This window comes from Phenylobacterium sp. (assembly GCF_041920015.1).
Lineage (GTDB): Bacteria > Pseudomonadota > Alphaproteobacteria > Caulobacterales > Caulobacteraceae > Phenylobacterium.
Map to the genome: position 1 here is coordinate 1 of NZ_JAYRST010000004.1, position 19,674 is coordinate 19,674.

The 19,674-nt window shown below is 64.1% G+C and carries 26 protein-coding genes; 3 read left to right on the forward strand and 23 right to left on the reverse strand.

Annotated features, from left to right (window positions below):
• Positions 1–62: 62 nt before the first annotated feature.
• From ACE3TL_RS01645 to ACE3TL_RS01675, 7 genes are all read right to left on the reverse strand, one after another.
• Positions 63–632 carry a TetR/AcrR family transcriptional regulator gene (locus ACE3TL_RS01645; RefSeq protein WP_374576923.1) on the reverse strand — a complete coding sequence of 190 codons (570 nt, stop codon included), beginning with the start codon at positions 630–632 and terminating at the stop codon, positions 63–65.
• A 104-nt stretch (positions 633–736) separates the two neighbouring features.
• Positions 737–2,644, reverse strand: coding sequence for a relaxase/mobilization nuclease domain-containing protein (locus ACE3TL_RS01650; protein ID WP_374576983.1), 1,908 nt, complete (start codon positions 2,642–2,644; stop codon positions 737–739).
• A gap of 388 nt (positions 2,645–3,032) precedes the next feature.
• Complete coding sequence (locus ACE3TL_RS01655) at positions 3,033–3,611, reverse strand: hypothetical protein (RefSeq protein ID WP_023512090.1); 579 nt, start codon at positions 3,609–3,611, stop codon at positions 3,033–3,035.
• On the reverse strand, positions 3,608–4,444 hold the full coding sequence (locus ACE3TL_RS01660; RefSeq protein WP_023512089.1) for a lytic transglycosylase domain-containing protein: 837 nt from the start codon (positions 4,442–4,444) through the stop codon (positions 3,608–3,610). Before ACE3TL_RS01660 ends, ACE3TL_RS01655 begins: the two co-directional genes overlap by 4 nt.
• Positions 4,441–4,776 carry a DUF736 domain-containing protein gene (locus ACE3TL_RS01665; RefSeq protein WP_023512088.1) on the reverse strand — a complete coding sequence of 112 codons (336 nt, stop codon included), beginning with the start codon at positions 4,774–4,776 and terminating at the stop codon, positions 4,441–4,443. Before ACE3TL_RS01665 ends, ACE3TL_RS01660 begins: the two co-directional genes overlap by 4 nt.
• Before the next feature lie 35 nt (positions 4,777–4,811).
• A complete protein-coding gene (locus ACE3TL_RS01670; RefSeq protein WP_023512087.1) occupies positions 4,812–5,357 on the reverse strand; it encodes a S26 family signal peptidase in 546 nt (181 codons plus the stop codon).
• On the reverse strand, positions 5,354–5,872 hold the full coding sequence (locus ACE3TL_RS01675; RefSeq protein WP_023512086.1) for a DUF2840 domain-containing protein: 519 nt from the start codon (positions 5,870–5,872) through the stop codon (positions 5,354–5,356). Before ACE3TL_RS01675 ends, ACE3TL_RS01670 begins: the two co-directional genes overlap by 4 nt.
• Positions 5,873–6,119: 247 nt before the next feature.
• On the opposite strand from ACE3TL_RS01675, the gene ACE3TL_RS01680 reads away from it, so the two are divergent.
• Positions 6,120–7,178 (forward strand): IS110 family transposase, encoded by a 1,059-nt coding sequence (locus ACE3TL_RS01680; protein ID WP_024269979.1) that lies wholly within the window; start codon positions 6,120–6,122, stop codon positions 7,176–7,178.
• 248 nt (positions 7,179–7,426) lie between these two features.
• Here ACE3TL_RS01680 and ACE3TL_RS01685 read toward each other — a convergent pair whose 3' ends face one another.
• Positions 7,427–8,590 (reverse strand): replication initiator protein A, encoded by a 1,164-nt coding sequence (locus ACE3TL_RS01685; RefSeq protein ID WP_023516907.1) that lies wholly within the window; start codon positions 8,588–8,590, stop codon positions 7,427–7,429.
• A complete protein-coding gene (locus tag ACE3TL_RS01690) occupies positions 8,591–8,860 on the reverse strand; it encodes an AlpA family transcriptional regulator (RefSeq protein ID WP_023516906.1) in 270 nt (89 codons plus the stop codon).
• 462 nt (positions 8,861–9,322) lie between these two features.
• Between ACE3TL_RS01690 and ACE3TL_RS01695 the strand changes: the two genes are divergently transcribed.
• Positions 9,323–9,610 (forward strand): DUF2285 domain-containing protein, encoded by a 288-nt coding sequence (locus ACE3TL_RS01695; RefSeq protein ID WP_023517584.1) that lies wholly within the window; start codon positions 9,323–9,325, stop codon positions 9,608–9,610.
• A 127-nt stretch (positions 9,611–9,737) separates the two neighbouring features.
• Here ACE3TL_RS01695 and ACE3TL_RS01700 read toward each other — a convergent pair whose 3' ends face one another.
• From ACE3TL_RS01700 to ACE3TL_RS01745, 10 genes are all read right to left on the reverse strand, one after another.
• On the reverse strand, positions 9,738–10,271 hold the full coding sequence (locus ACE3TL_RS01700; RefSeq protein WP_023517585.1) for a GNAT family N-acetyltransferase: 534 nt from the start codon (positions 10,269–10,271) through the stop codon (positions 9,738–9,740).
• A gap of 267 nt (positions 10,272–10,538) precedes the next feature.
• Positions 10,539–11,060: a DUF2285 domain-containing protein gene (locus ACE3TL_RS01705; protein ID WP_023511901.1), complete on the reverse strand. Its 522-nt coding sequence runs from the start codon at positions 11,058–11,060 to the stop codon at positions 10,539–10,541.
• A complete protein-coding gene (locus ACE3TL_RS01710) occupies positions 11,038–11,322 on the reverse strand; it encodes a transcriptional regulator domain-containing protein (RefSeq protein WP_245290329.1) in 285 nt (94 codons plus the stop codon). The genes ACE3TL_RS01705 and ACE3TL_RS01710 overlap by 23 nt, the downstream gene beginning before the upstream one ends.
• A gap of 200 nt (positions 11,323–11,522) precedes the next feature.
• Complete coding sequence (locus tag ACE3TL_RS01715) at positions 11,523–12,053, reverse strand: antirestriction protein ArdA (protein WP_024269978.1); 531 nt, start codon at positions 12,051–12,053, stop codon at positions 11,523–11,525.
• Between the two features lie 343 nt (positions 12,054–12,396).
• Positions 12,397–12,936, reverse strand: coding sequence for a hypothetical protein (locus ACE3TL_RS01720; RefSeq protein ID WP_156031789.1), 540 nt, complete (start codon positions 12,934–12,936; stop codon positions 12,397–12,399).
• Between the two features lie 24 nt (positions 12,937–12,960).
• On the reverse strand, positions 12,961–13,386 hold the full coding sequence (locus ACE3TL_RS01725; protein ID WP_023516776.1) for a hypothetical protein: 426 nt from the start codon (positions 13,384–13,386) through the stop codon (positions 12,961–12,963).
• Between the two features lie 202 nt (positions 13,387–13,588).
• A complete protein-coding gene (locus ACE3TL_RS01730) occupies positions 13,589–14,689 on the reverse strand; it encodes a tyrosine-type recombinase/integrase (protein WP_374576924.1) in 1,101 nt (366 codons plus the stop codon).
• Entirely contained in the window at positions 14,686–14,937 is a 252-nt protein-coding gene (locus ACE3TL_RS01735; protein ID WP_374576925.1) for an XRE family transcriptional regulator, read from the reverse strand. The genes ACE3TL_RS01730 and ACE3TL_RS01735 overlap by 4 nt, the downstream gene beginning before the upstream one ends.
• Positions 14,937–15,134: a helix-turn-helix domain-containing protein gene (locus ACE3TL_RS01740; protein WP_374576926.1), complete on the reverse strand. Its 198-nt coding sequence runs from the start codon at positions 15,132–15,134 to the stop codon at positions 14,937–14,939. The genes ACE3TL_RS01735 and ACE3TL_RS01740 overlap by 1 nt, the downstream gene beginning before the upstream one ends.
• Positions 15,131–15,787, reverse strand: a complete 657-nt coding sequence (locus ACE3TL_RS01745; RefSeq protein ID WP_374576927.1) for a hypothetical protein — start codon at positions 15,785–15,787, stop codon at positions 15,131–15,133. The genes ACE3TL_RS01740 and ACE3TL_RS01745 overlap by 4 nt, the downstream gene beginning before the upstream one ends.
• A 77-nt stretch (positions 15,788–15,864) precedes the next feature.
• On the opposite strand from ACE3TL_RS01745, the gene ACE3TL_RS01750 reads away from it, so the two are divergent.
• Positions 15,865–16,080, forward strand: coding sequence for a hypothetical protein (locus ACE3TL_RS01750; RefSeq protein WP_374576928.1), 216 nt, complete (start codon positions 15,865–15,867; stop codon positions 16,078–16,080).
• Between the two features lie 108 nt (positions 16,081–16,188).
• Here the strand turns inward: ACE3TL_RS01750 and ACE3TL_RS01755 are convergent, their stop codons facing one another.
• The 4 genes from ACE3TL_RS01755 to ACE3TL_RS01770 form a co-directional block, all read right to left on the reverse strand.
• Complete coding sequence (locus ACE3TL_RS01755; protein WP_374576929.1) at positions 16,189–17,250, reverse strand: phage portal protein; 1,062 nt, start codon at positions 17,248–17,250, stop codon at positions 16,189–16,191.
• Positions 17,243–17,716, reverse strand: a complete 474-nt coding sequence (locus tag ACE3TL_RS01760) for a hypothetical protein (RefSeq protein ID WP_374576930.1) — start codon at positions 17,714–17,716, stop codon at positions 17,243–17,245. The genes ACE3TL_RS01755 and ACE3TL_RS01760 overlap by 8 nt, the downstream gene beginning before the upstream one ends.
• A 65-nt stretch (positions 17,717–17,781) precedes the next feature.
• Positions 17,782–18,492 carry an HK97 family phage prohead protease gene (locus ACE3TL_RS01765; RefSeq protein WP_374576931.1) on the reverse strand — a complete coding sequence of 237 codons (711 nt, stop codon included), beginning with the start codon at positions 18,490–18,492 and terminating at the stop codon, positions 17,782–17,784.
• Positions 18,492–19,580 (reverse strand): phage major capsid protein, encoded by a 1,089-nt coding sequence (locus ACE3TL_RS01770; RefSeq protein ID WP_374576932.1) that lies wholly within the window; start codon positions 19,578–19,580, stop codon positions 18,492–18,494. The genes ACE3TL_RS01765 and ACE3TL_RS01770 overlap by 1 nt, the downstream gene beginning before the upstream one ends.
• Between the last annotated feature and the right edge of the window lie 94 nt (positions 19,581–19,674).

Consider the following 19,674-nt stretch of genomic DNA (forward strand, 5'->3'; position numbering starts at 1 on the left):
TACCGTGGCGCATGCCTTATAAATAACCGACACGACTGTTATAAACAACCCTCCAGATGGTGTTACCCGAACACATGGTCGGGATAGAGGACGGACAGAAGCATGTGGGTGCGCTTGGTCATGAAGGCCGCTAGCTCGCCTTCCGGCTCAACAAGCCACTGCATGCAAGACCCCTGAATGACCGTCTGAATCAGGCCGGCGGTATGCTGGGGTGGGTGCGGCCCTCCGGGCAGTCGTGCCTCGATAGCTTTCAGGACCAGCTTGTTCCGCTCCGCCGCGAGGGCACGAAGCGACGGCTCCTGAACGTCTCCCCACAATAGAAGGAGGTAGCCTTCCGTTCCGGCACCGCCGCCCATACCAGCGATGAGGTCCTTGAGCATCGCCCATAGCGGATCAAGGCCCTTTTCGGGACTCGCGCCCGCGAAATAGTCGCGCACCTCCTGCGTGTTGCGCTCCATGACCTTTAGATGCAGCGTCGCCTTGTCTTTGAACCGCTGGATCAGTGCAGCCCGCGAGATGCCGACCGCTTCCGCAACATCGGAGAGGGTGAAGGCCGATGGACCTTTCTGAAGAAGGATGCCTAGCGCGGTATCTAGAATGAACTCATCGCTATGTAGTTTCGGTCTCGGCATATCTTCTTTTCTACTGCTCGCTTGAATGATGGCCCCTACAATAGCCGGCATCCAGCGTGAGATACACGGGGCATGATAGATACCGGATGAAACACGCGTATGTGCTAAAGGCCAAGGTCATGCCTTCGCCCCAACTGCCACGACACCGATCCGCCCTGCACGACGCCAGTGATCTCGCGGCCGAGCTGGCGGTCGATCACCGGCCGCCACGGGACAAGCGTGAACTCATGGCTCTTTTCCACCACGGCGAACTTGCCGCTCGTTAGCTGGACAGTCCCGGTGAACTTGCCGCTGACGTTCTCGCCGTCCGTGGCGGCACGGAACGGCAACCCCTTGCCCTCGGCCATCTCCGCGCCAATGCGGGCAACCTCCCGCTCGCGCAAGGTGGCGAGAAGGCTGCGCCGGTAGAAGATGCGGCCGTTCCGTGCTCGGGTGGCATCGCCCTGTTCGATGTGATGCTCGCGCCGCTGGTCCATCGCCTCACGCACCTGCTGGCCGAAGCCGGCCGGCGCAAGGTCGACCGTTTCGCCATGGACCAATCGCCGGTCCAGCCATGTCGTGCCGTCCGATCCGATCTGCTTGCCTAGATCGACCGGGGAAAGGATGCGAACGCTGGCCTGCCGGTCACGGCCGGCGTCATGGACGGCGGCGCGGCTGACCAGATCATCGGGAATGCGCCATTGATCTGCGTCGATGCGTTCGACGATCCCGGCCCGGCGTAGCGCCTCCAGTCGGCGGACATGGGCATCGACATAGCCCTCATAGTCGCCGCTCGGAACGCGGCCCTCAAACTTCGCCTGCTCCAGATGGCGGCTCGGCCGATAGATGCCGTCCTCGGCGATGGCTGTGATGGAGCGGTCGGACGGTCGGGCCGTGGCCTCGGCCGGGCCGACCTCAATGACGCTGCCAATGCGGGCATCCTCCAGCCGCTCGGGCGCGATGCCGGCGATGTGGTGCGTCCGCCCGTCGATCCCGTCCACTACGATTGTCAGGTTCTCACCCAGCTCGTCGGACAGGTGCTTGTCCACGACGCGGCCAAAGATTGGCGTCTCGGGCGCTCCGTCATGGATTTGGAAGCTCATGGGATCGCGTTCGCCTCCCTGCGGGCCGAGCGCCTTCTGCATGGTGCGGATAATGTCGCCACGCTCGCCTAGCTCGCGCAGGGCAGGCTCCATGTCCTTGCTCAATTCCCAAACGGCGGGCGCGTGCTCGGTCGCCAGCCCCATCTTCTCCAGCTTGCCGAGCCTGCGCAAACGCAGCGTCCGCTCGAACTGCCGCTTCGGCTCCGCCGGTTCATGGCGCAGGTCGAGGAAACGGGCATCGGCTTCCTCGACCATGGCGCGGTCGATGCGGGTGAAACGGTCTTGGTCGATTTCGGCGGACAGCTTGCGGGTCTGCTCGATCTCGGTGACGGGGCCGAGTTCCAGACTGGCAAGCTCGCTGGCGCGTTCGCGCAGGCCAGCGGACAGATAGTCGCCATTGATGACTAGATCCCCGCCCGTATCGTCGCGGCCGTTGACAATGACATGCACATGGGAATGGCCGGTGTTGTAGTGATTGACGGCGACCCAATCGAGTTTCGTGCCGAGGTCGGCTTCCACCTGTTTCATGAAATCGCGGGTGTAGGCCGTGAGGTCCGACAACTCCGCGCCGTCCTCGGGCGAGACGATGAATCTGAACTGGTGGCGGTCGTCCTTGCCGCGATCAAGGAAGGCGTCGCCATCGGCGCGGTCCTCGGTCGCCGAATAGAGCCTGCCGCGCTCGCCATCGCGTGACGTGCCGTCGCGCTGGACATAGCGCAGATGTGCGCGGGCGCGGCCGCCCTTCCATGCGGCCCGGATGCTGCGCTGCTTGACGATCACGCGGCGGCTGCCCGGCTGGCGATGATGCCAGTGGCCGGAGATGTTCCGGGCGCGCACGAAGCTCGTGCCACGCCCGCGCTTCACGCCCTTGCCGCTGGCGACCATGGCGCGGGACCGCCCCGGCGATGACGGGCGAGCGGATGACGGCATGGAAGGATCGCGGGAGGCTGCCGCCTGATGCTGGCGGGTGATCTTCTTGACCTGCGTGAAAAAGCTCTTGGTCTTGCCGGCCTTCGGCGTGTCGGATCGGATGCGGCCGGGCTTCGGACGGAAGCGGTTTTCGTCGTCGGCGCTCAAGGATGCGACTCCGGCCAAAACCCCCGGAAACCGGCCGATCTGCGCCTATGGTGCCGCTCGAAACCCAGCAAAGCCAAGGCTTTGCGCAAAATCGCGGCACGCGGCCCCTCAAAACCATGGTGCCGGAACCGGCCACCTAACCAGTGTGCAGACAACAATAATTTCCAGAAGCGGCCCGATATGGTGCCGTCTTCTTTAATCTTGCCCTCCACCCTTCCTGCCTTTTCTGCCCCTCCAGCCTTCATGATCCTGCTCCATCCGCTGCACGATCCTGCACACCGCGAGGCGCTGCGGAGCGCGCCGCCGGCTCGTCCGGCAAAGCGAATTTGAGCCGCCATGTGCGCCACGCTTGGGCAACCGCCCCGGTGCCGGGAAACAGGTCGTCGAGCGTATCGTCGGGACGCGCGGCGACCATCTCGAAAGCCCAATGGCAGACCGCTTCGGGCTTCGCGCCAGTGAGGCCACGGCGAAGCGTAATGCTCTCCTGAATCCAGTCCCGCATCACCAGCCGCTTGCTGACGACAGGCTTTCGCGCTGCCTTCACGATGACCGGCTCCCATGCAAAGGCGACCGGGATATTGCGCTTGAACGCCGCAAATCCCTTCACCCATGCCATCCATCGCGCGCCCGTCCGCTCGACCAGCGGGGCAAGCGTTGCGATGGAGCGCGGCGTGGCGGCGGCGTGCAATATCCAACCGTCATAGTCGCGCTCCAGCCGCTCGATTAGGCGCACATGATCGACCTCGCCCGCGTAGTCTGGATGGTCCCGATAGAGGTGCGCGCAGCCGATATAGGGCGGGTCGGCATAGGCGATCTTCATCGGCGATCCGGCTCCGAAACGGCAGCAAACAGATCGCCAGATTGCGCCTCGGCCGGCAGCGCAGGCGCAGTTTGGGCGTCGGTCGAGCGTGTGACAAACATCGGTGATTCACGCCAATCGGGCGGCGGTGATGGTGCCGATGACGGCGGTTCGGTTGCAGCCGCGCCGCCGAGGATCGGCGCGAGCGCGGCGACATAGGCTCGCGTCTCGGCCGGCAGCGTGCGGCCGGTCGCAAGGTATTCGTCATAGCGGCCGGGACCGGCATTGTAGGCCGCCAGCATCGCCGCGACATTGCCATAGCGGTCGAACATTTCGCGCAGGTAGGCCGTGCCTGCGAGGATATTGTCGCGCCGGTCGTAGGGATCGCGGCCGAGGCCGTAGCGGACGCGCAGGCCCGCCCATGTGTCGGGCATCACCTGCATCAATCCCATCGCGCCAGCCGACGAAATCGCGCGCACGTCGCCCGCGCTCTCGGCGCGCAGCACGGCACGAATCCAGTGCTCGGGGATGCCGAACCGCTGCGACGCCTCGGCGACGTGGGTCGCATAGGGATGAGCGGCGGCCGGGCGCTCGACGGGCGCGGATTGCGCGACCGCGACGCCCGATCCGGCGCAGACGGAAAGCGCGCCGGCCAGTATCAGGACGGCATAATGCCATGCAGTCCTGTCTCCGCTTCGACACCAGCCTGCCAGCGTGCTCGCTGCGGTCAAGGGCAAGGCGCAAGCGCCGGCCGTCCGGTGGCCGAGCGGGACAGAGGGATGAGACGGCTTTTCCGCGAACAAAGGGATGACGATCTTGGACCGGATGGCGGGCCGGACGCGCGCGGCCGTCATTCCTCGTCCTCGACTTTCCGGGGGTGCTTCCAACGTAGCGTCCAGACCGATGAATCGTCGTTGGACTGGAACAGCTTGGCGCGGATCGGGAACGGGAAGATCGGCCCCTCCAGTCTCATGGACACAAAGTCGCCGGCATTTTCGCTGGAGTCTTTCCATGCGGGGCCAGCGTCCGGGCCGTCCTCGCTATCGAGGCGCAGGCGATAGTCGGGCGCGTTTTTCATGTCGCTCGGCTTGGCCGGAACGATGAACAGCTTTTCGTGGAGGCCGAACGAATGAAGCTCCCCGGCATAGCCGGTTTCGGTGCGCGTGAAGGTGCCTATTTCTGCCATGGGAAATCTCCTGTGGTTGGCTTTCGGGGGTGGTTTCAATGCGTCGGTGCGCGCCACTCGTAGCGGCCGACGCCTTCCTCATCGGTCCAGAGCGGGATCGCTCGGCCGATGACGAAAGCTGCGGGGATGGGTCCGAAATAGCGGCCGTCGAGGCTGTCGCGGACTTCCCAATTCATGAGGAAAAGCTGGCCGTCGCCGATCACGCGGCAGCCCTGCCAGACGGGCAGATCGCGGCCGAGGCTGTCACGCTCCAGCGCCTCGCCCATCTCGATCCCGTCAACCGTGATCGCGCGGCCGGTGCGGCAAACCTGCTGTCCCGGCAGGCCCAAGGCGCGCTTCAACAGCGGGACGCCGCGCGCGATATAACCGCGCTCGACCATGAAGGCGGCGAGCGGTTCGGGCGGCATGACGGCGACCAGCTCGGGCACGCCGAGCGCGTCGGCCGGCTCGATGGTGTAGAAGCCGATGGGTACGCTGGCCGTGGCGTTCCAGATGAGTTTCACGGGCCAATCGACGGCGCTGGCGGCGGCGATGCCGATGGCGGCGAGCGCCGTCACCGTGAGGATGCGGCGGCGCGTCACGGCTCGATCCTACGGCGGTGAAGCCACGCGGCATGTCGCTCGGGCGTGTAGGCGTGCGGCTCCAGATTGGCAGTCAAACGGTTGTGGACGTGCCGCCAATGCTCCGGTGCGGCGTCAGCTGGGTCGAGGCCGAGCGATTCCACGGCGTCGATGGCGGCAAGCCCGCGCTGCACCTTGGGCCAGCCGTCGAGGCGCAACAGGATTTCGCCGCCGGGGCGGACGAATGGCAATGTCTGGAACGGCTCGCCGCGCCCGATGGCCCGCACAATGTCGATGCGGGAAACGACCGTGCCATGCTCGCCATTCGCCCATCGGACGAAGGCGAAGACGCTGCCCGGCGCGAACCCGACGACGCTGCGGCGGCGGTCGATGATCTGTTCATAGCTCTTGCGGCCGAACCTGATCCAATGCTCGATGCGGCGTTTCTCGAAAGTCAGCTCGACCAATGTGGTGAAGGGCGCAGGCCCGTCCGGCAGCGGACGGCCGTGCGCGCTGCGATGGGCGCGACGGGTCATTGTGCGTCTCCGGCGATGTGCTGGTGGGGATTGCGCGCGTGCGCTGCGTCAACGGCGGGCGTCATAGCTCGCCGTTCCCGGCAGAACCGGCACCACGCTTCGCCTGCGCGCGCGTCAAAGAAGAAGAGTTAGCTGGGGTAACTGTTTCTGTTCTCGTCGCGTGTGGAGAAAGCGCCTCTTGCCATACCGTAAACGGTGATCTGGCTGGCTTATGCCGGTCCACCATCAACCGGAATGGAGAGAGACCATGGGCTACTTTGCAGGACTGGATGTTTCCCTTGAGATGACGAGCATCTGCATTGTGGATGCTGACGGGACCGTGATGAAGGAGGCAAAGGTTGCTTCCGAACCGGACGATCTTGTCGCGTTCTTCGCGCAATGCGGCATGGTGATGAAGCGGATCGGCCTTGAAGCCGGCGCTCCGTCGCAATGGCTTTACGGCGGTATGGCCGAAGCGGGTCTGCCGGTCGTGTGCATCGAGACGCGGCACGCCAAGGCGGCGCTGTCGGCAATGCCGAACAAGACCGACCGCAATGATGCGCGCGGAATCGCCAACATCATGCGCACCGGCTGGTTCCGCGCCGTGCATGTAAAGACGCAGACCGCGCAGGAACTGCGCTTCCTGCTGGTGGCCAGGCAGACGCTGGTTCGCAAGCTGATGGATATCGAGCTGGCGATCCGCGGCATGCTGCGCAGCTTCGGTCTGAAGATGGGCGTGGTGTCGAAGCGCGACTTCGAGGCGCGCGTTCTGGAACTGGCAGGCGACCGTGCGATGCTGATGCGGGCGCTCAATCCGATGTTGACCGCGAGGCGCGCTCTGGCTGTCGAATATGCCAACCTGCAAAAGGTGGCGATGGACTTCGCCCGTGACGACGAGGTGTGCCGGCGGCTGATGACCGTTCCCGGTGTCGGCCCCATCGTGGCACTGACCTATCGCGCGACCATCGACGTGCCGTCGCGGTTCCGGCGCTCCAAGTCCGTAGGCGCGCATCTGGGGCTGACGCCGCGCGCCTACCAGTCTGGCGAGGTCGATTGGACCGGGCGCGTGTCCAAGAGCGGTGACGCGATGGCGCGGGCTGCGCTCTACGAGGCCGCACACATCCTGCTCGTTAGGGTGAAGCGCTGGTCGTCCCTCAAGGCATGGGGCATGCGGCTGGTGAAGAACCGGGGCCATAAGCGCGCGGTCACCGCGCTTGCGCGCCGGATGGCCGTTCTGATGCACCGCATTTGGGTCGAGGGAACCACCTTCCTCTGGAAGACGGGTGACGGCCAGGCAATCGGGCAGAAGCCCATTCCTGCTGTTTAAGGTCGTCTGCTTGTCATCCGCATGGATGCCGGCTGACATAGGCTGAGAGTTCCGCTGCGGCGGAGAGATGTCCCCCGAGGGGACGAGGGTTCGGGTGAGCACGTTCAGAATCTTGTCCGCATCGCATTCTGCGACAGCGAAGACGCGAGTTAGCTTGGCTGCCCGACCTTCCGATCCCTGCTTGTGGCGATCCTGATATCGACCACGGAAAGAAGCGTGAGCCGCTCGGGGTGATGTCGATGATCCGCTCATGGCGTGTCCTCCGGCTCAATGCCTGGAATCCACGGAAGACGGGCAGATCGGGATGGTTCTTTCGCAGCTTGTTGCGAACGCGCACGATCATTGGCAAGATGATCGCGGGTGGCACTGGGCGCGTGCTCCGCACCCACAGAAACAGTTAAAGAAGATTCTCTGTTAGATAAGTTAGCGGTCGGATTCCGCGTTTCAGGCCAAAGCGTTAGCTGTGGTTCGTGCGCCTGATGTGCCGATAGTCGTGCGCCTGATGTGCCGATACCCCGTGCGCCTGATGTGCCGATGGTATTCACACCCTTATCAACAGTGCCTGTTGATAAGTTTTCGGGGCGGATGCGCAGCAGCTCGCGGCCGTCTTCCCGCTCGATCTGGAGGCGGTAGCCGGGGAGTTGCTGGCGGGCCGCGATCCGGCGCAGGTCCAGCGCGAAGTCGGACGGCCGGGCGAGGCTGCCGGATTTCTGATGAAGGTGCGCGACCTCGAAAATCCAGCCATGGCGCTGGTGCCCGGCGTGCTTTCGGGCGACGCGATAAAGCCATCGCTCGATGCCGCCAGTCAGCCGGAAATAGGCCGGGTCGATGGTCAGGACCAGCGAGCGGTCAATGACGCTGTTGTAGAACCATTCGGGCAGGACGAACTCCATGCCCTCGACGCGGCCGGCGCGCGTCGTCATTTCCTCCCACTCGTTGATCCATGAGAATTGCCGGCGACGCCAATGCGGGCCGTTGCGGATCGTGGTGGCGATGACAGTCGATTGCAGCCGCGCCAGCGCGGCCTTGAGCAATAGATATTGCCGGTTGCCGGTCGGCCGGCCGATGGCGCGCAACAGATGGTAGGGCGTGAAGCGGAAGAAACGCGATGTGGTGAGGCCGTTGTTCTCGGCCGCGACGATCTGCGAGGCCGCCCATATCAGCACGTCGGCGTCCCAAATGGTCGCCATCCCATGCTCGGGCATCCCGAACACCTGCACCTCTATGTCGGCGGCCTTATAGAGAATCGGCTTGGTGCGCGGGGTCTTCGCCAGCGAGAAAAACGGCCGTTCCATCAAGTCGCGCTGGTCGCGCGGCGGCGCATCGCCCGTGGCAACCACGAAAGGGTCTAGGCGGCTGCGCTCGCTGTCCTCGGTCGGCGGCGCGGGGGCGTGATCGTCCTCGCGCAGCATTTAGCACTCGTCCCGTTCTTCGGGCGTGAGCGGACGGGCGGGAAAGACTGTGCCGGCGGTCTTGTCGCGGGTGGATTTGCGTTCGCCGACCGCGCTCCAGTCTTCCAGATCGCGGACGGTGTAGAGGACGCGACCGCCGACCTTGCGATAGGTCGGGCCGGTGCCATAGGTGCGATGTTTCTCAAGGGTGCGGATGGATATGCCGAGGAAGCGCGCGGCTTCCTTGGTGCGCAACAGGCGCGGCGGCAGGCCCGCAAGCGGGTTGGGCATGGATCACCTCCAGTCGGGATTGGGCTGCCGGGGGGCGGCAGCGGACTGTGGCGAACCATGGCGAGGGATCGGCGGCGCGTAGCGTGCCGCATTTGCGCCTATGCGTTGGCGGCACCCCCCTCGGGGCATCTTGCGGCTAATTGGTGTGGGATTTCAGCGGCCCGTCGCGGTGTCACGCCGAAAAGGCAAAGACATTCCCGCGCAGTTCGGCTAAGATTGCGGGTGGAGCAGACGCGCTGCTCTGGGGCGTAGTAACCCCTCACGGATGGCCGGTGCCAGCCAGAACGGCACCAACTCCTTGACCTATGGTCGGGGAGCCTGTGGCGTATACAACAGGCTTTCCGAGCTAAAGGCCATGGGGCCGTTTCGTGACGGTTACTAACTCCCCGATCACCAAGAGTCAGAGAGAATCGTTTGCGGGGGCGCACCGCAGACAAGCTCTGTCAGATACGGGGAATGACTATGCGGGTTCCTGTCGAACTCGATCCCGATGTGGACGACGAAGCGCCGACCGGCGACACCATAACCGTCTATGACGAACGGCATTTCGTGACCTATCTACGCTTGCTGGATGCCAAGGCCGAGGGCGCGGACTGGAAGGTAGTCGCGCGGATCGTGCTTCACCGCGATCCGGCTGCCGAGGAACTTCGGACCTATCGTTGTTGGCAAAGCCATCTCGAACGCGCGCAATGGCTTTCGCATGAGGGCTATAGGAAGATTCTGGAACAGGCGGCAGCTAACAAGGCGTGAGCATCGGCGGTTTTTAGCTTACTTCACCTCGCAAGCTTTGGAATTTCACAATATCCGACCGGCAGGAATCGACCTCATCGCTGACGTTTCGAGTGGCTTTGTCGCGTCCTAAAAGCTGATATGTCTCTCAATTGTTGGCCCATTCTGAACAGGACAACTCATACGTTACCTCGCCGTGCTCCGTGCCGGGTATGGGGTCGGGAAAATCCAAGAAATCCGTCCGCGTGTGTATCATGCCAACCTTCTCCATTACACGGCGTGACCCTTGGTTGACCGCCATTGTATTGGCCACAATCTTGTCATATCCCGCAACCTCGAAGCCCCAACCGATAAGAGCCAAAGCTCCTTCAGTTGCCAGCCCCTGACCCCAAGCTTCCCGGCGCAGTCGATATCCGATCTCAGCTAACGCCCTCCCTTTCGGCAACAAGCAGAACCAGCCGACGAACTCGTCATCCTCATTGCGTCGCGCTGTCCAGACGTTCGGCTCGGTTCCTCGTGGCATGAGAAACGGCGCGGTCGTCGAATCGATCCTGTCATGATCAACCGCACCATTGTTAAGAAACCGCATCACTTCTGGGTCAAGCTCTAGCTGGATGAAGTTAACACGATCCACCGGGGCGCAAGGACTGAGAATCAAACGCAGCGTCTTTAGTAAGGTCATGGTAAATTTCCTCAAAATAAATTTCAGGCATGGTCGTGCGAAATCATGGATTGCGCAACGAGTTATTCAGCTGAGCAGCCGCCTTGCCGTTCATGAAACATGAAGCAGTCTGTTAGCTCCACTCCATTCCTGCTGAAGTTCTCACAGGAATTCTAAAGTCCGCAACATTTCCCCGAGGGCTGGCTTTCCGGCTCTTTTCGTGTCGCACCTCTTTGTTGCAACTGGCAGTAAGTTTGCGACTTGCAACAAGACGGTGCTCGCTAACGATCAACGCTTGCCGGGCTTGATAGGGTAGTGGAGCAACAGGCGATAGCCGCCGCACATCATCTTGATGCCGTGCGCAACCAGACGGCGGGCCTTGTTCTTGCGCGGGTCGTTCTCGAAATCCTCCTTGGAGCCGCGAAAGCCGAGCAGGACTTCGGCGATGGTGCGATAGCTTTCTCCGCGCAGTCGGGCGTCGAGCGCGCGCAGGGACAGGATATGCCATTGCCGGAGTTGGGCAGGAACGGCCCGGAAGTCGGGACCGGGCGCGCGGCCGTTGAGGGACCGCCAGAAACGGCGGGCAGCGTGAGCGCGAAGCTCCAGAAAGGAATCCATCGGCAGGGTGACGGCATAGAAGGCGGCTGCGTCGGGCACCGCCTCGGGAAGCCAGAATTGATGTGTGACGCCATCAACCTGCCAGATACCATGCCAGCCATCGGCAGCGCGGCGCAGATCGAGGCCGGCGAGTTGCGCAAGCGTCAATATCGGTTCGGTGTCGCCGTCCTTATGCTCGACGGGCGACAGCATCACCGCTTGCGGTTGAAGGTTCGGACTCCAGATTGGCGGCGGCCGGTAATGCGGCGCGTCGGGATCGCATGGGAAATCGCAACCCCCAGCGATCCGCGAACGCTTCAAGGTCACGGCCGGACGGTCCTCCGGTTAGTGCGATGGTCAGGAAATCCTGACGATAATCGTTATTCCGGCGCAGATATTCCCAAGCGAAACCGGCGGCCGAAATGTGCTTCGCGTGCCTGTATGCCGCCGGCGAACGCCAGTCGATGCTAAGCATGGCGTCACCTCCCAAAGCCGGGGCGCGCAAGGCAGCGCCCAGCCCTTAGAGGTTCAAAGATCGCTAGAAATATAGAAGCCGCTCAAAGCAGATACGTTGAGCGGCCAACCCGATCAATATTGGTTATTTTCTGCTTAACACTATTTCGATGTTTCCGCGACACGCCCGCCCGCAAAAGTGCGGGCAAGGCGCTCCGGCTTTCATTGGCTGGAAAACACATGCACTTCGTCATGTGCGGTTTCGACTGTGAAAAACTCGCCGTTCATTTCAGCGTCACGGGCCATTGCTTTCCAATCAATATAGTAGCGCAGCGCCTCGGGAATCGTGACGCCGCTTTCAGCGGTCAAATCCTCCATGAAGTCGGCAAGGCTGGCGAATTGGCCATGATAGCAGTCCCGCAAAGCGGTTTCGGCTTGGTCCATGTCACCGACGAACTGCTCCAGCAAGCCAGCGCCTAGCGCGCCATGCTCGGCGATGAAAGCGCCCATGCGTGCCACGGTGTCGATGCCGGCATATTCCTTGATGCTGACGCCTTCGAAACCCTCATAGTCATGAATGGCGTATTCCTCCGCGCCCTTGATCGGCGAGCGCGCTAGCATCGCGGCAATCTCGTCCCTGATTTCGTCCGCGCCCTGATCCGCGTCGATCCAAGCCCCATGCAGATAGCCGTTATTGTAGGCAGCAAGGCAGGCGACATAGATGCGGGGATTGTTGTGGGAAAGGTTGGTCATGTCTCTGATCCTCGGGTTTGGGGTTCAGAGCAGCGCAGCGCCGCTCCTGAACCCTTGCCCGGCGGCGAGCCACGGGTAGCAAGGCGCAGGAGAAGTCTTTGGCACCGTGGAATAAATGGAGGGGACCCGCTTGCGGGGAGCGGGCCGTTTATGCCGCGAAAGGCCGGAGAGTTTTCTTGCGCCGCGCGAGGGCAACGCCCTTAGCAATCTTCTTCGTAACGATCAGATGAAACGCGGCGGCAGCCGCGCCGGCCTGGAGGCGAACGCGCTTCCACATTGCGCTGTAGAGAGCCGGAGGGCCGCTAGTGACAATGACCCGGCGCTTTAGCGCCGGGTCCGCATATCAGCTTGAAGGCACAAGCGCGCGTGGTTGCCGAACGCAAAGATCGGAAACCGGCAAGAACGTCTCTATGAGAAGGTGCGGCCTTGGCGCGGTCATTTCGGATGCAGCGACATATCTCAAGGCGTATTCGGACGCCGCCGTGTGCAGCGCATTGATGGCAGCGAGGTATTCTTCCAGAAGGACCACGGGATCATCATCAAAACGATCCGGCCATTTCCCATCGGCTTGGGCGTTCTGCCAAACCTTCCGAGCTTCCGATGCAGCCCCATCTCGCAGAAGTTGGTTCAGATCATCCGCCCAAAGCGCCGCGATATTGTGCCCGTATTTCTTTTTCACATCGTCAAGCGTGAGTCCCGCCCCAAGCAGATTTGCTTTTAGCAGCACCTCGATTCCGTGGGCTGTGAGATGGAGGACCGGAGTAAATAACACTCTGGATGTCTGGTATTCCTCCGACCGCCGGAGCACGTCTGCTCCGGTCAAGAATCGCTTCGCCGTTGCGAGCAGCTTCCAATGATCGGTGTCGCTAAATTGCTCGGTCACGGCCCCTCGCTGCTTCTGCAAATCTCAGCGGGCAGGCGCGGGGCTGGTGGGCAACGGTGCGGCCAGTCGCATCAAAGCCGACACGCCAACGAAGCCGCCGCCGACCAAACAGAAGATTTGACGCCAGATTTCAGAGGGCACCGCTTCTTTGGTGATGCCATAGACCAGCGCATAGCCCGCGACGGCGGCGGGGGCGGCAAAGATCAGCGCCACGATCAAACGCAGGATTGGGATGCGTAACGTCTCGAACAGCAGAGCGAGGATGCCAAACGCCACGCCAGCGGAAACGAGGCCGACCAGCCCGGCACCTATCACGCCGGAGCCGGTCTGATAGGCGAATTGCGCAGCAGTCAATCCAAGCATGAAGGGCAGAGCATAGACTGCGAGCTTATAGGCCACGACGCAAAGGACGGCGACTAGCGCCACGCTCATCAACATCACGACTACCATGGTTCTGCTCCTTCACGCTGCGCGCGGATTGTCCTTGCATCGCTCCTGCGGTTGGACACGGGCAACATAATGCCAACCCGTGCCCCTTCTGTCGATCTTCGGCGGCTTTCAGGTGTCATTTTGGAGGGCTATAGCGTAGGTGTAGTTCTCGGTTTCTTCGTCTCCCGCCCGCCATCGCTCTCATTTGGGCGTGTTTTTTCAACTACTTGGTCCCCGTTTTGTCTAACCGGTTCTCAGGGTTAGACGAGTTTTGTTCGCCTTGCGTGCCGCCGATCTTGCGGATCGCGGCCCCGGCGAGGCGGCGCTGATCGGCCGCCCGGGTGTAGCGAGCGACCTCTTTCAGGGTGCTGTGGCCGGTTACGGCGGCGATTTCGTTGGCCGTGCAGCCGGCTTCGGCGAGGCGGCGGGCGGCGGCCTTACGGAGGCCGTGAGCGCTGCAGTTCGTCAGGCCGGCCTTGCGGGCCGCGTCCGAGAACCAGTTGCCGAAGCCAGCCTCGGTGTAGGGCTCTCCGGCGGGCGTGGTGATGTAGGCGAGGTGATTGGTCGGCCGGGCCTTCAGCGACGCGTCGAGGTCGTCATGGACGGCGATCTCCAGATAGGCGCCGGTCTTCTGCTGGCGGACGCTGACAACGCCCCCGCGAATGTGCTGCGGCCCCATCAGGCGCACGTCGGAGCGGCGCTGGCCGGTGAAGAGGAGAAGATCCTTGGCAAGGCGTTCCTGCGTGCCCAGCGGCCACCGCTTATCGAAAGCCTCGATCTCTTCCTCGGTCCAGGTGTGGAAGCCCTCGGTCTTGTTCTTCAGCGGCTTCACGCCGGCCGTGGGATCGGCCTTAAGCATGTTGCGCTCGACGCCGAACTTCATCACGGCGCGGAGCACCTTCAGGAGGTTGTTGGCCGCAGAGGGCGTCTTGGCGCGCGCGTCGAGCAAGGCGCGGACGTTGTGAGGCTGGAGCGCCGCCGCGGGCTTGTCGCCCAGCTTGGCGCCGGCCTTGTCCACGTCCGCCCGGAACCGATCGAGGATGCCGCGATAGGTCGCCTGCGTGTTCTTGCTCAGGAGCAGCCAGTCTGCGGACGTGTAGTAGGCCACGGCGAGGGCGTTCAGGCTGCCCGGCAGGGTGCGCTCGGCTCCAGCGCCTCGCGGCGCGCGCTCGCCGTTCGCGGCGGCATTATACCAGGCCCACCATTCCGCCGAGTCGAACATCGCCTTCGTGGTGGCCGTCTTCAGCCCTTTGCCGCGGAACTTCCACCACAGCTTGCCGTGGCGGTCGCGGTAGCAGGAGACGCCCTTCGGCCGCTTCTTCATGCCGCGTTATCCCAGGGATTGGCCTCGCCGCCCACGCCCTCACCGTCTTCGGGCAGAGCCCAGAAGGCGCGGTCGAGGGCGTCACGGTCCCAGAGCTTCCGGGCGTCGATGCGCTTGGGCTGCGGCATCCGGCCGTCGCCCACCATCTCGTCAAACTTGCCGACGCTGACTCCAATGTATTGCGCCGCGACCTCGCGCGAGAGACCACGCGGTGGGAGACTGAGCGGGAGAGCGTCGGGGCGCGCCATCAGGCCACCTGCTCGTGGCCGGAGAACATGGCCCGGACGCGCTCAAGGTCTTCGGCGCGGACCAGCAAGAGATTGTTCTGAGCAGGCCCTGTATGGGTCGCCGGCAGGATGCCCAGCCGAATCCAGCGCGTGACCGTGCGCTCGCTCCGTCCGAGGCGGTGGGCGATCTCCGCGCGTCCGATCACAACGCTCGTCATGCCGACGCCTCCGCAAGCGGATCGTCAGTGCGGGCCGCTATGGCGAGGAGTGGATTTCCATAGATGTAAGCACCCTTGTAGATGCCCGTCTCAACATCCGCGCTCTGGCGGCCTGCTAGTCCCCGCGGCCTGAAGAAGTGATCGACATGCACTTCCCCGAACCCCTGCAGCTCGTAGTGAACTGCGGCGGACTCGTGCGTGGTGACAATCTGAAACTTCACGTCCGCCGCGTCGGGGCCGTGCGCAGCGAGCCACCGCGTTAGCAGAAGCAGATAATCGACAAGATGAATCTCGCCGTCCATGCCCGACGAAATCGCCGGCTCGACGATGTGCTCCTTATACCCACGCGGGTAGCGCTTGAAGAGCTCCTCATCTGGGTCGCCAGTGCCGACCTCTTCACAGTGCGGATCGTTGGGCTTCCAGGTGAAGGAAGCCCAGTATTCCACGTCCTCACTGGCGCGAGTTGCGGTTTGCGCGCTCATGCAGGCCAGAAGGAAGTGAATGGCGTCGCGGCGCGACATAGGGAGCGGCTTACGTCCCTTGCTCTTCGTGCGCAGGCCCTTGTCGGCCAACGCACGGTCGAGCACCCATGCCGTCTCGAACGGCACTCCGAACATTTCGGCCAGGATCGGGATCAGCTCTTTCGGGCCCATGAGAATTATGTGTAACGCACCTATTTGGCGTGGTAAACGGAAATCTGCGCATCGCACATAATTTAGGAGGCGGAACCATGATCGAGGAAGGCCGAGCCTACGCGCTCGCAATCGCTATGCAGCACCTGCTGCGGCATCTGGAGCGCAAGGGTGTGCTCAATCAGGCTGATACGACCCGCTTGCTGGACGCTTCAATAGAGCAACTGAACCAGCTTCCCGCGGATCGGATGGACCCGGAATCGCGGGCGGACGGGGCACGCACGCTCGGTCTGCTCTACTGCCCCACGCGATAATGGAAGGGCCGGGGGCGGCGGCACCCCCGGCCCTAACGGTTCAACCTGCCATGGTCTGGGCACCGTCGAGCCCATCGCGCGCCCCGAAGGACATAGGGCGCGGGATTCCTAGTTCACCTGTCCATCCGCCCAGTCGAGCATCGCCAGCGCGGCCTTGGCGTCGACGCCGGCCTCCTTCGCCATGGCCAAGCCTTGGACAAGCGTGGCGAAAGCGCGTGCCGAGCCGCCGGCATCGAAAGCCTGCGTCGGCCCCATCGTGTCTATGGTGACGCGGCCGCCCAGCTTCTCCGTCGCCTCCTGGGCGATCAGGGTGGCCATGGGCTGCAACATCCATTGCGCCAAGTGACGCTGCGCCTCGCGGACCAACGGCCCCTGCGCCTGGCCGGACCAGAGCGCCGGCAAAACTCCGAAAGCCTGCGACACGGCATCGCGCGCCGCAGCCAAGGTCTCCACCGTCATGGACTTTTCAATGTCGGGAGACAGGCTGGCAGGCCTCCAGTCCGTGGAAGGCGCCGGCCCGCCGGCCGCGCGGACCTCGACGCTCTCGCGCAGCAGGACGCGCCCCCGTTGACCACGGAAGGACCGCCCCAAGGCCGCGTTGTCGGTGTCCGGCTGTTCGGGCATGGGCACGACCTGCGAGCCCAGCGGGGCGTTCTCGAACACCTCGCCCAGTGCGCTCTCAAGGGCGTTGAGCAACCCGGCTGTCAGGTTCGCCCGTTTCAGCGGGGCCGTCCCGTAGTAGGGCGCGGCGACGTCGCAGCCGATGCGAACGTGGAGGACCTCGCCGGCTAGGGCCGTTTGCGTCACCCCTCCCCCCGCTTCGGGGATCGAAAGGCGATAGGCCGAGGGCTCGGCGTTGCGGGTGCGGAGGTCCCAATCGCTACACGGCACAAGCCGGTCACGGATCAGGAAGACGGCCTCACCCCGGAGTGCGAGGGATCGGCCCAGCAAGGCCAGGGACCGACTGTCGAGCATGTCGGTCCCGCCCACGTCGGCCAGGGCGAAACCGTTCTCCCACAAGCTGACACAGCTCTGCGCCGTAGCGGTCAGTTCGGCGATGCCGCGCCGGCCGCTGACATAGGCTTCGCGGGCCGCGATGATCTCCGCCGTGAAGCCGGAACCGGAGCTGCGACGCTCCCGCCGATCCGCGCGCTTGAACCAGTTAAACACGGCGAAGATTCCTCAAGAGGTCGCCGGCGCCGCTGTTCTGCATGGCCTGGGCCATCCACGACGGGGACCGGGAGTGTGAGATGTTGATGCTGCCGGCGGCGACGGACTCGCTGCGTGCGCCGGCCTTGCCGGGCTTGTTCGCCATGTATTCGGCCAGGCGACGGAACGCCTCCATGACCGCCTCGGGCACGTCGCCACCACCTACGTCAGCCGTGAAGCGATAGGGGCCGGAGGCCGGTAGGAAGTAGCCGCCCAGCGGCGAAGGGCGCAGCTCGGCCGCTTCCCACGCATCTGTGCTCGACCACACCTCGACCGCGCCGATCGTCGCCGGTGCGAGCGGCGGATGCCATTCGCCCGGCCCCTCCACGATCCACTCCACCGCGCGCTCGGTCCAGCGATGGGCGACGTAGGACTCGATCCGCTGCCAGACCATCTCCGGCGGCAAGGCCATAGCCGCCGCGGACATGGGGTAAGGCGCGTCAGGATATTCCGCCGGGGCCGTCTCAGCCTGTCTGATCGTCGTCGCCGCCATCAAAGCCTCCAGCGGGCGAGCGCGTGCGGCCTGGGCACAATCAGGCCGGAGGCATCGTCCAGCTTCCAATTGCGCGCCGCGATCTGCTCCCCAGTGTTGTCGTCGATGCCGTCACCGTCTTCATCGACGGGTTCGTCATCGTCCCCGGCCTCGACCGTCGCCTCCTTGTAGGCAGGCGAGGTCACGACGCTCAGCTCGTAGAGCAGCGCGGCCAGAACGGTGCGGATGATGGCTCCGTGCATTCCACGGGACGGGACATAGGGCTCGTGTTCGATCTTCTCGGCCTGGTCCGCCGGCACGGCCCGCGGGGGCGGGATGCGGAAGCCCGGAGAGATGCCGACCGAAAGCCCGGCCTCGATCAGCGCAAGGGCGTCGCGCCCATGCGACGTATCGGCGATCCGGGGCGTGATCTCGGCCTCGAACTCCAGCGCCTCCGGTGCATCCTTCAGCGTCAGCGTTCCGGTCCCGCGCGAGGCGAGCGGCTTGTCGTAGTCGTGGCCGAACAGGAGGTGGATGTCCTCCTCGGGCCGATTGACCCGATAGGCGAAGGCGCCCGGAGCGAACTGCTCCTTCTTCGGTTTGCCGCCATTGCGCCCGCCGTCGCTCAGGACGGCGCGCTTCCGATAAGGGAAGCGGCCGCGCAGACGGCGCGACCCGTTTCTGCGCTTCCGAATCTCCAGCTCGGCAGGATCGAAGCCGCCGAACAGCATCAGCCGCCTTCTTCCTCAAGCGCGTTCTCGACGCCGGTGAGGATCTGAAGCTGTGCGGAACGGCTCACGGTCACGTCCATGGTGGTGAGCGCCGTCAGGCGCAGGCCGCCGGAGGCCGCATCCGAGTAGGGATCGCGGATCAGGTCGATGGCGCCCCAGGTCCCGACGAAGATGGGCGGCACGCCGCCGACGGTCGTGGTGAGCAGGGCCTTGGAGGCGGTGGGCGGGCCGCCGGTGGGCGCGGCCAACGCGTTGCTCGACATGACGATGTTTCCGAGCGGGATGTTCTTGATGAGCCGGTCCCACTCGCTCACCGCCGTCCCGTCGATCAGGGTGTCATCCATGAAGTCGAAGATTTCGGGGCGGATCAGCAGCTTCACGGCGCCGGGGCCGCTCGCCGCGTTGGCCACGATGAAGCGGGTGACTGCGGAGCGGAAAGCCGCCCAGGTCGCCGCCGCGTTCACCGCCGTGCTGGTGATGCCGTAGGAACCGACCAGGACGCCGGCCGGCTCACCCGACGCTCCCGCGCCCAGGAAAACGGCGGCGTCCAGCTTCTCGCCGATGGCGCCGTTCATGTCGCGGCGAACGGCCTGCTCCAGCGCATCACCCGACTGCTTCAGGGTCTTGCGGGTGATCTTCATCGTCACGCCCAGGGTATTGTTGGGCGCCAGCGGGCGATCCGTGGTGGCGTAGGCGGTGGGGCCGGCGACGCTCCCGGTCTCGGTGGTCGCCCAGCCGGCCGCGACCGAGCTGGTGGTGACGGGGTATTCCGCCAGGCCCTGGTCAATGTTGACCATGGAGGCCCCCATCCGCACCGCAGCGCTATCGGCGAAGATGCGGTCGATGATGGGCAGGGTGCGGATCGGGTTCGGCGTGCCGCTGGCGACGGTCTCGCCCGCCCGCTTCTCCAGGGCCTGCCAGGGAACCGGCACGCCGCGATAGCCGCCCTGGGCTCGCAGCTCCTGCACGACTTCGGCGGTGGCGCCGTCCAGCGCCCGGCCTTCGTCCAGCATCAGCGCGACCTGGCGCAGCTCGAACTTGCCGATCAGGTCAGCATAGTCCTTGTCGGAGCGGGTCGGCGTCCCCATTGTCTGCGCCCTCGTCTTCACATTGAGCGCCTTCGTCCTCGCACTGCGGCTCCCGGCCATCGTGCTCGTCTTCAGCGTCATCCCGGCGGCCCTG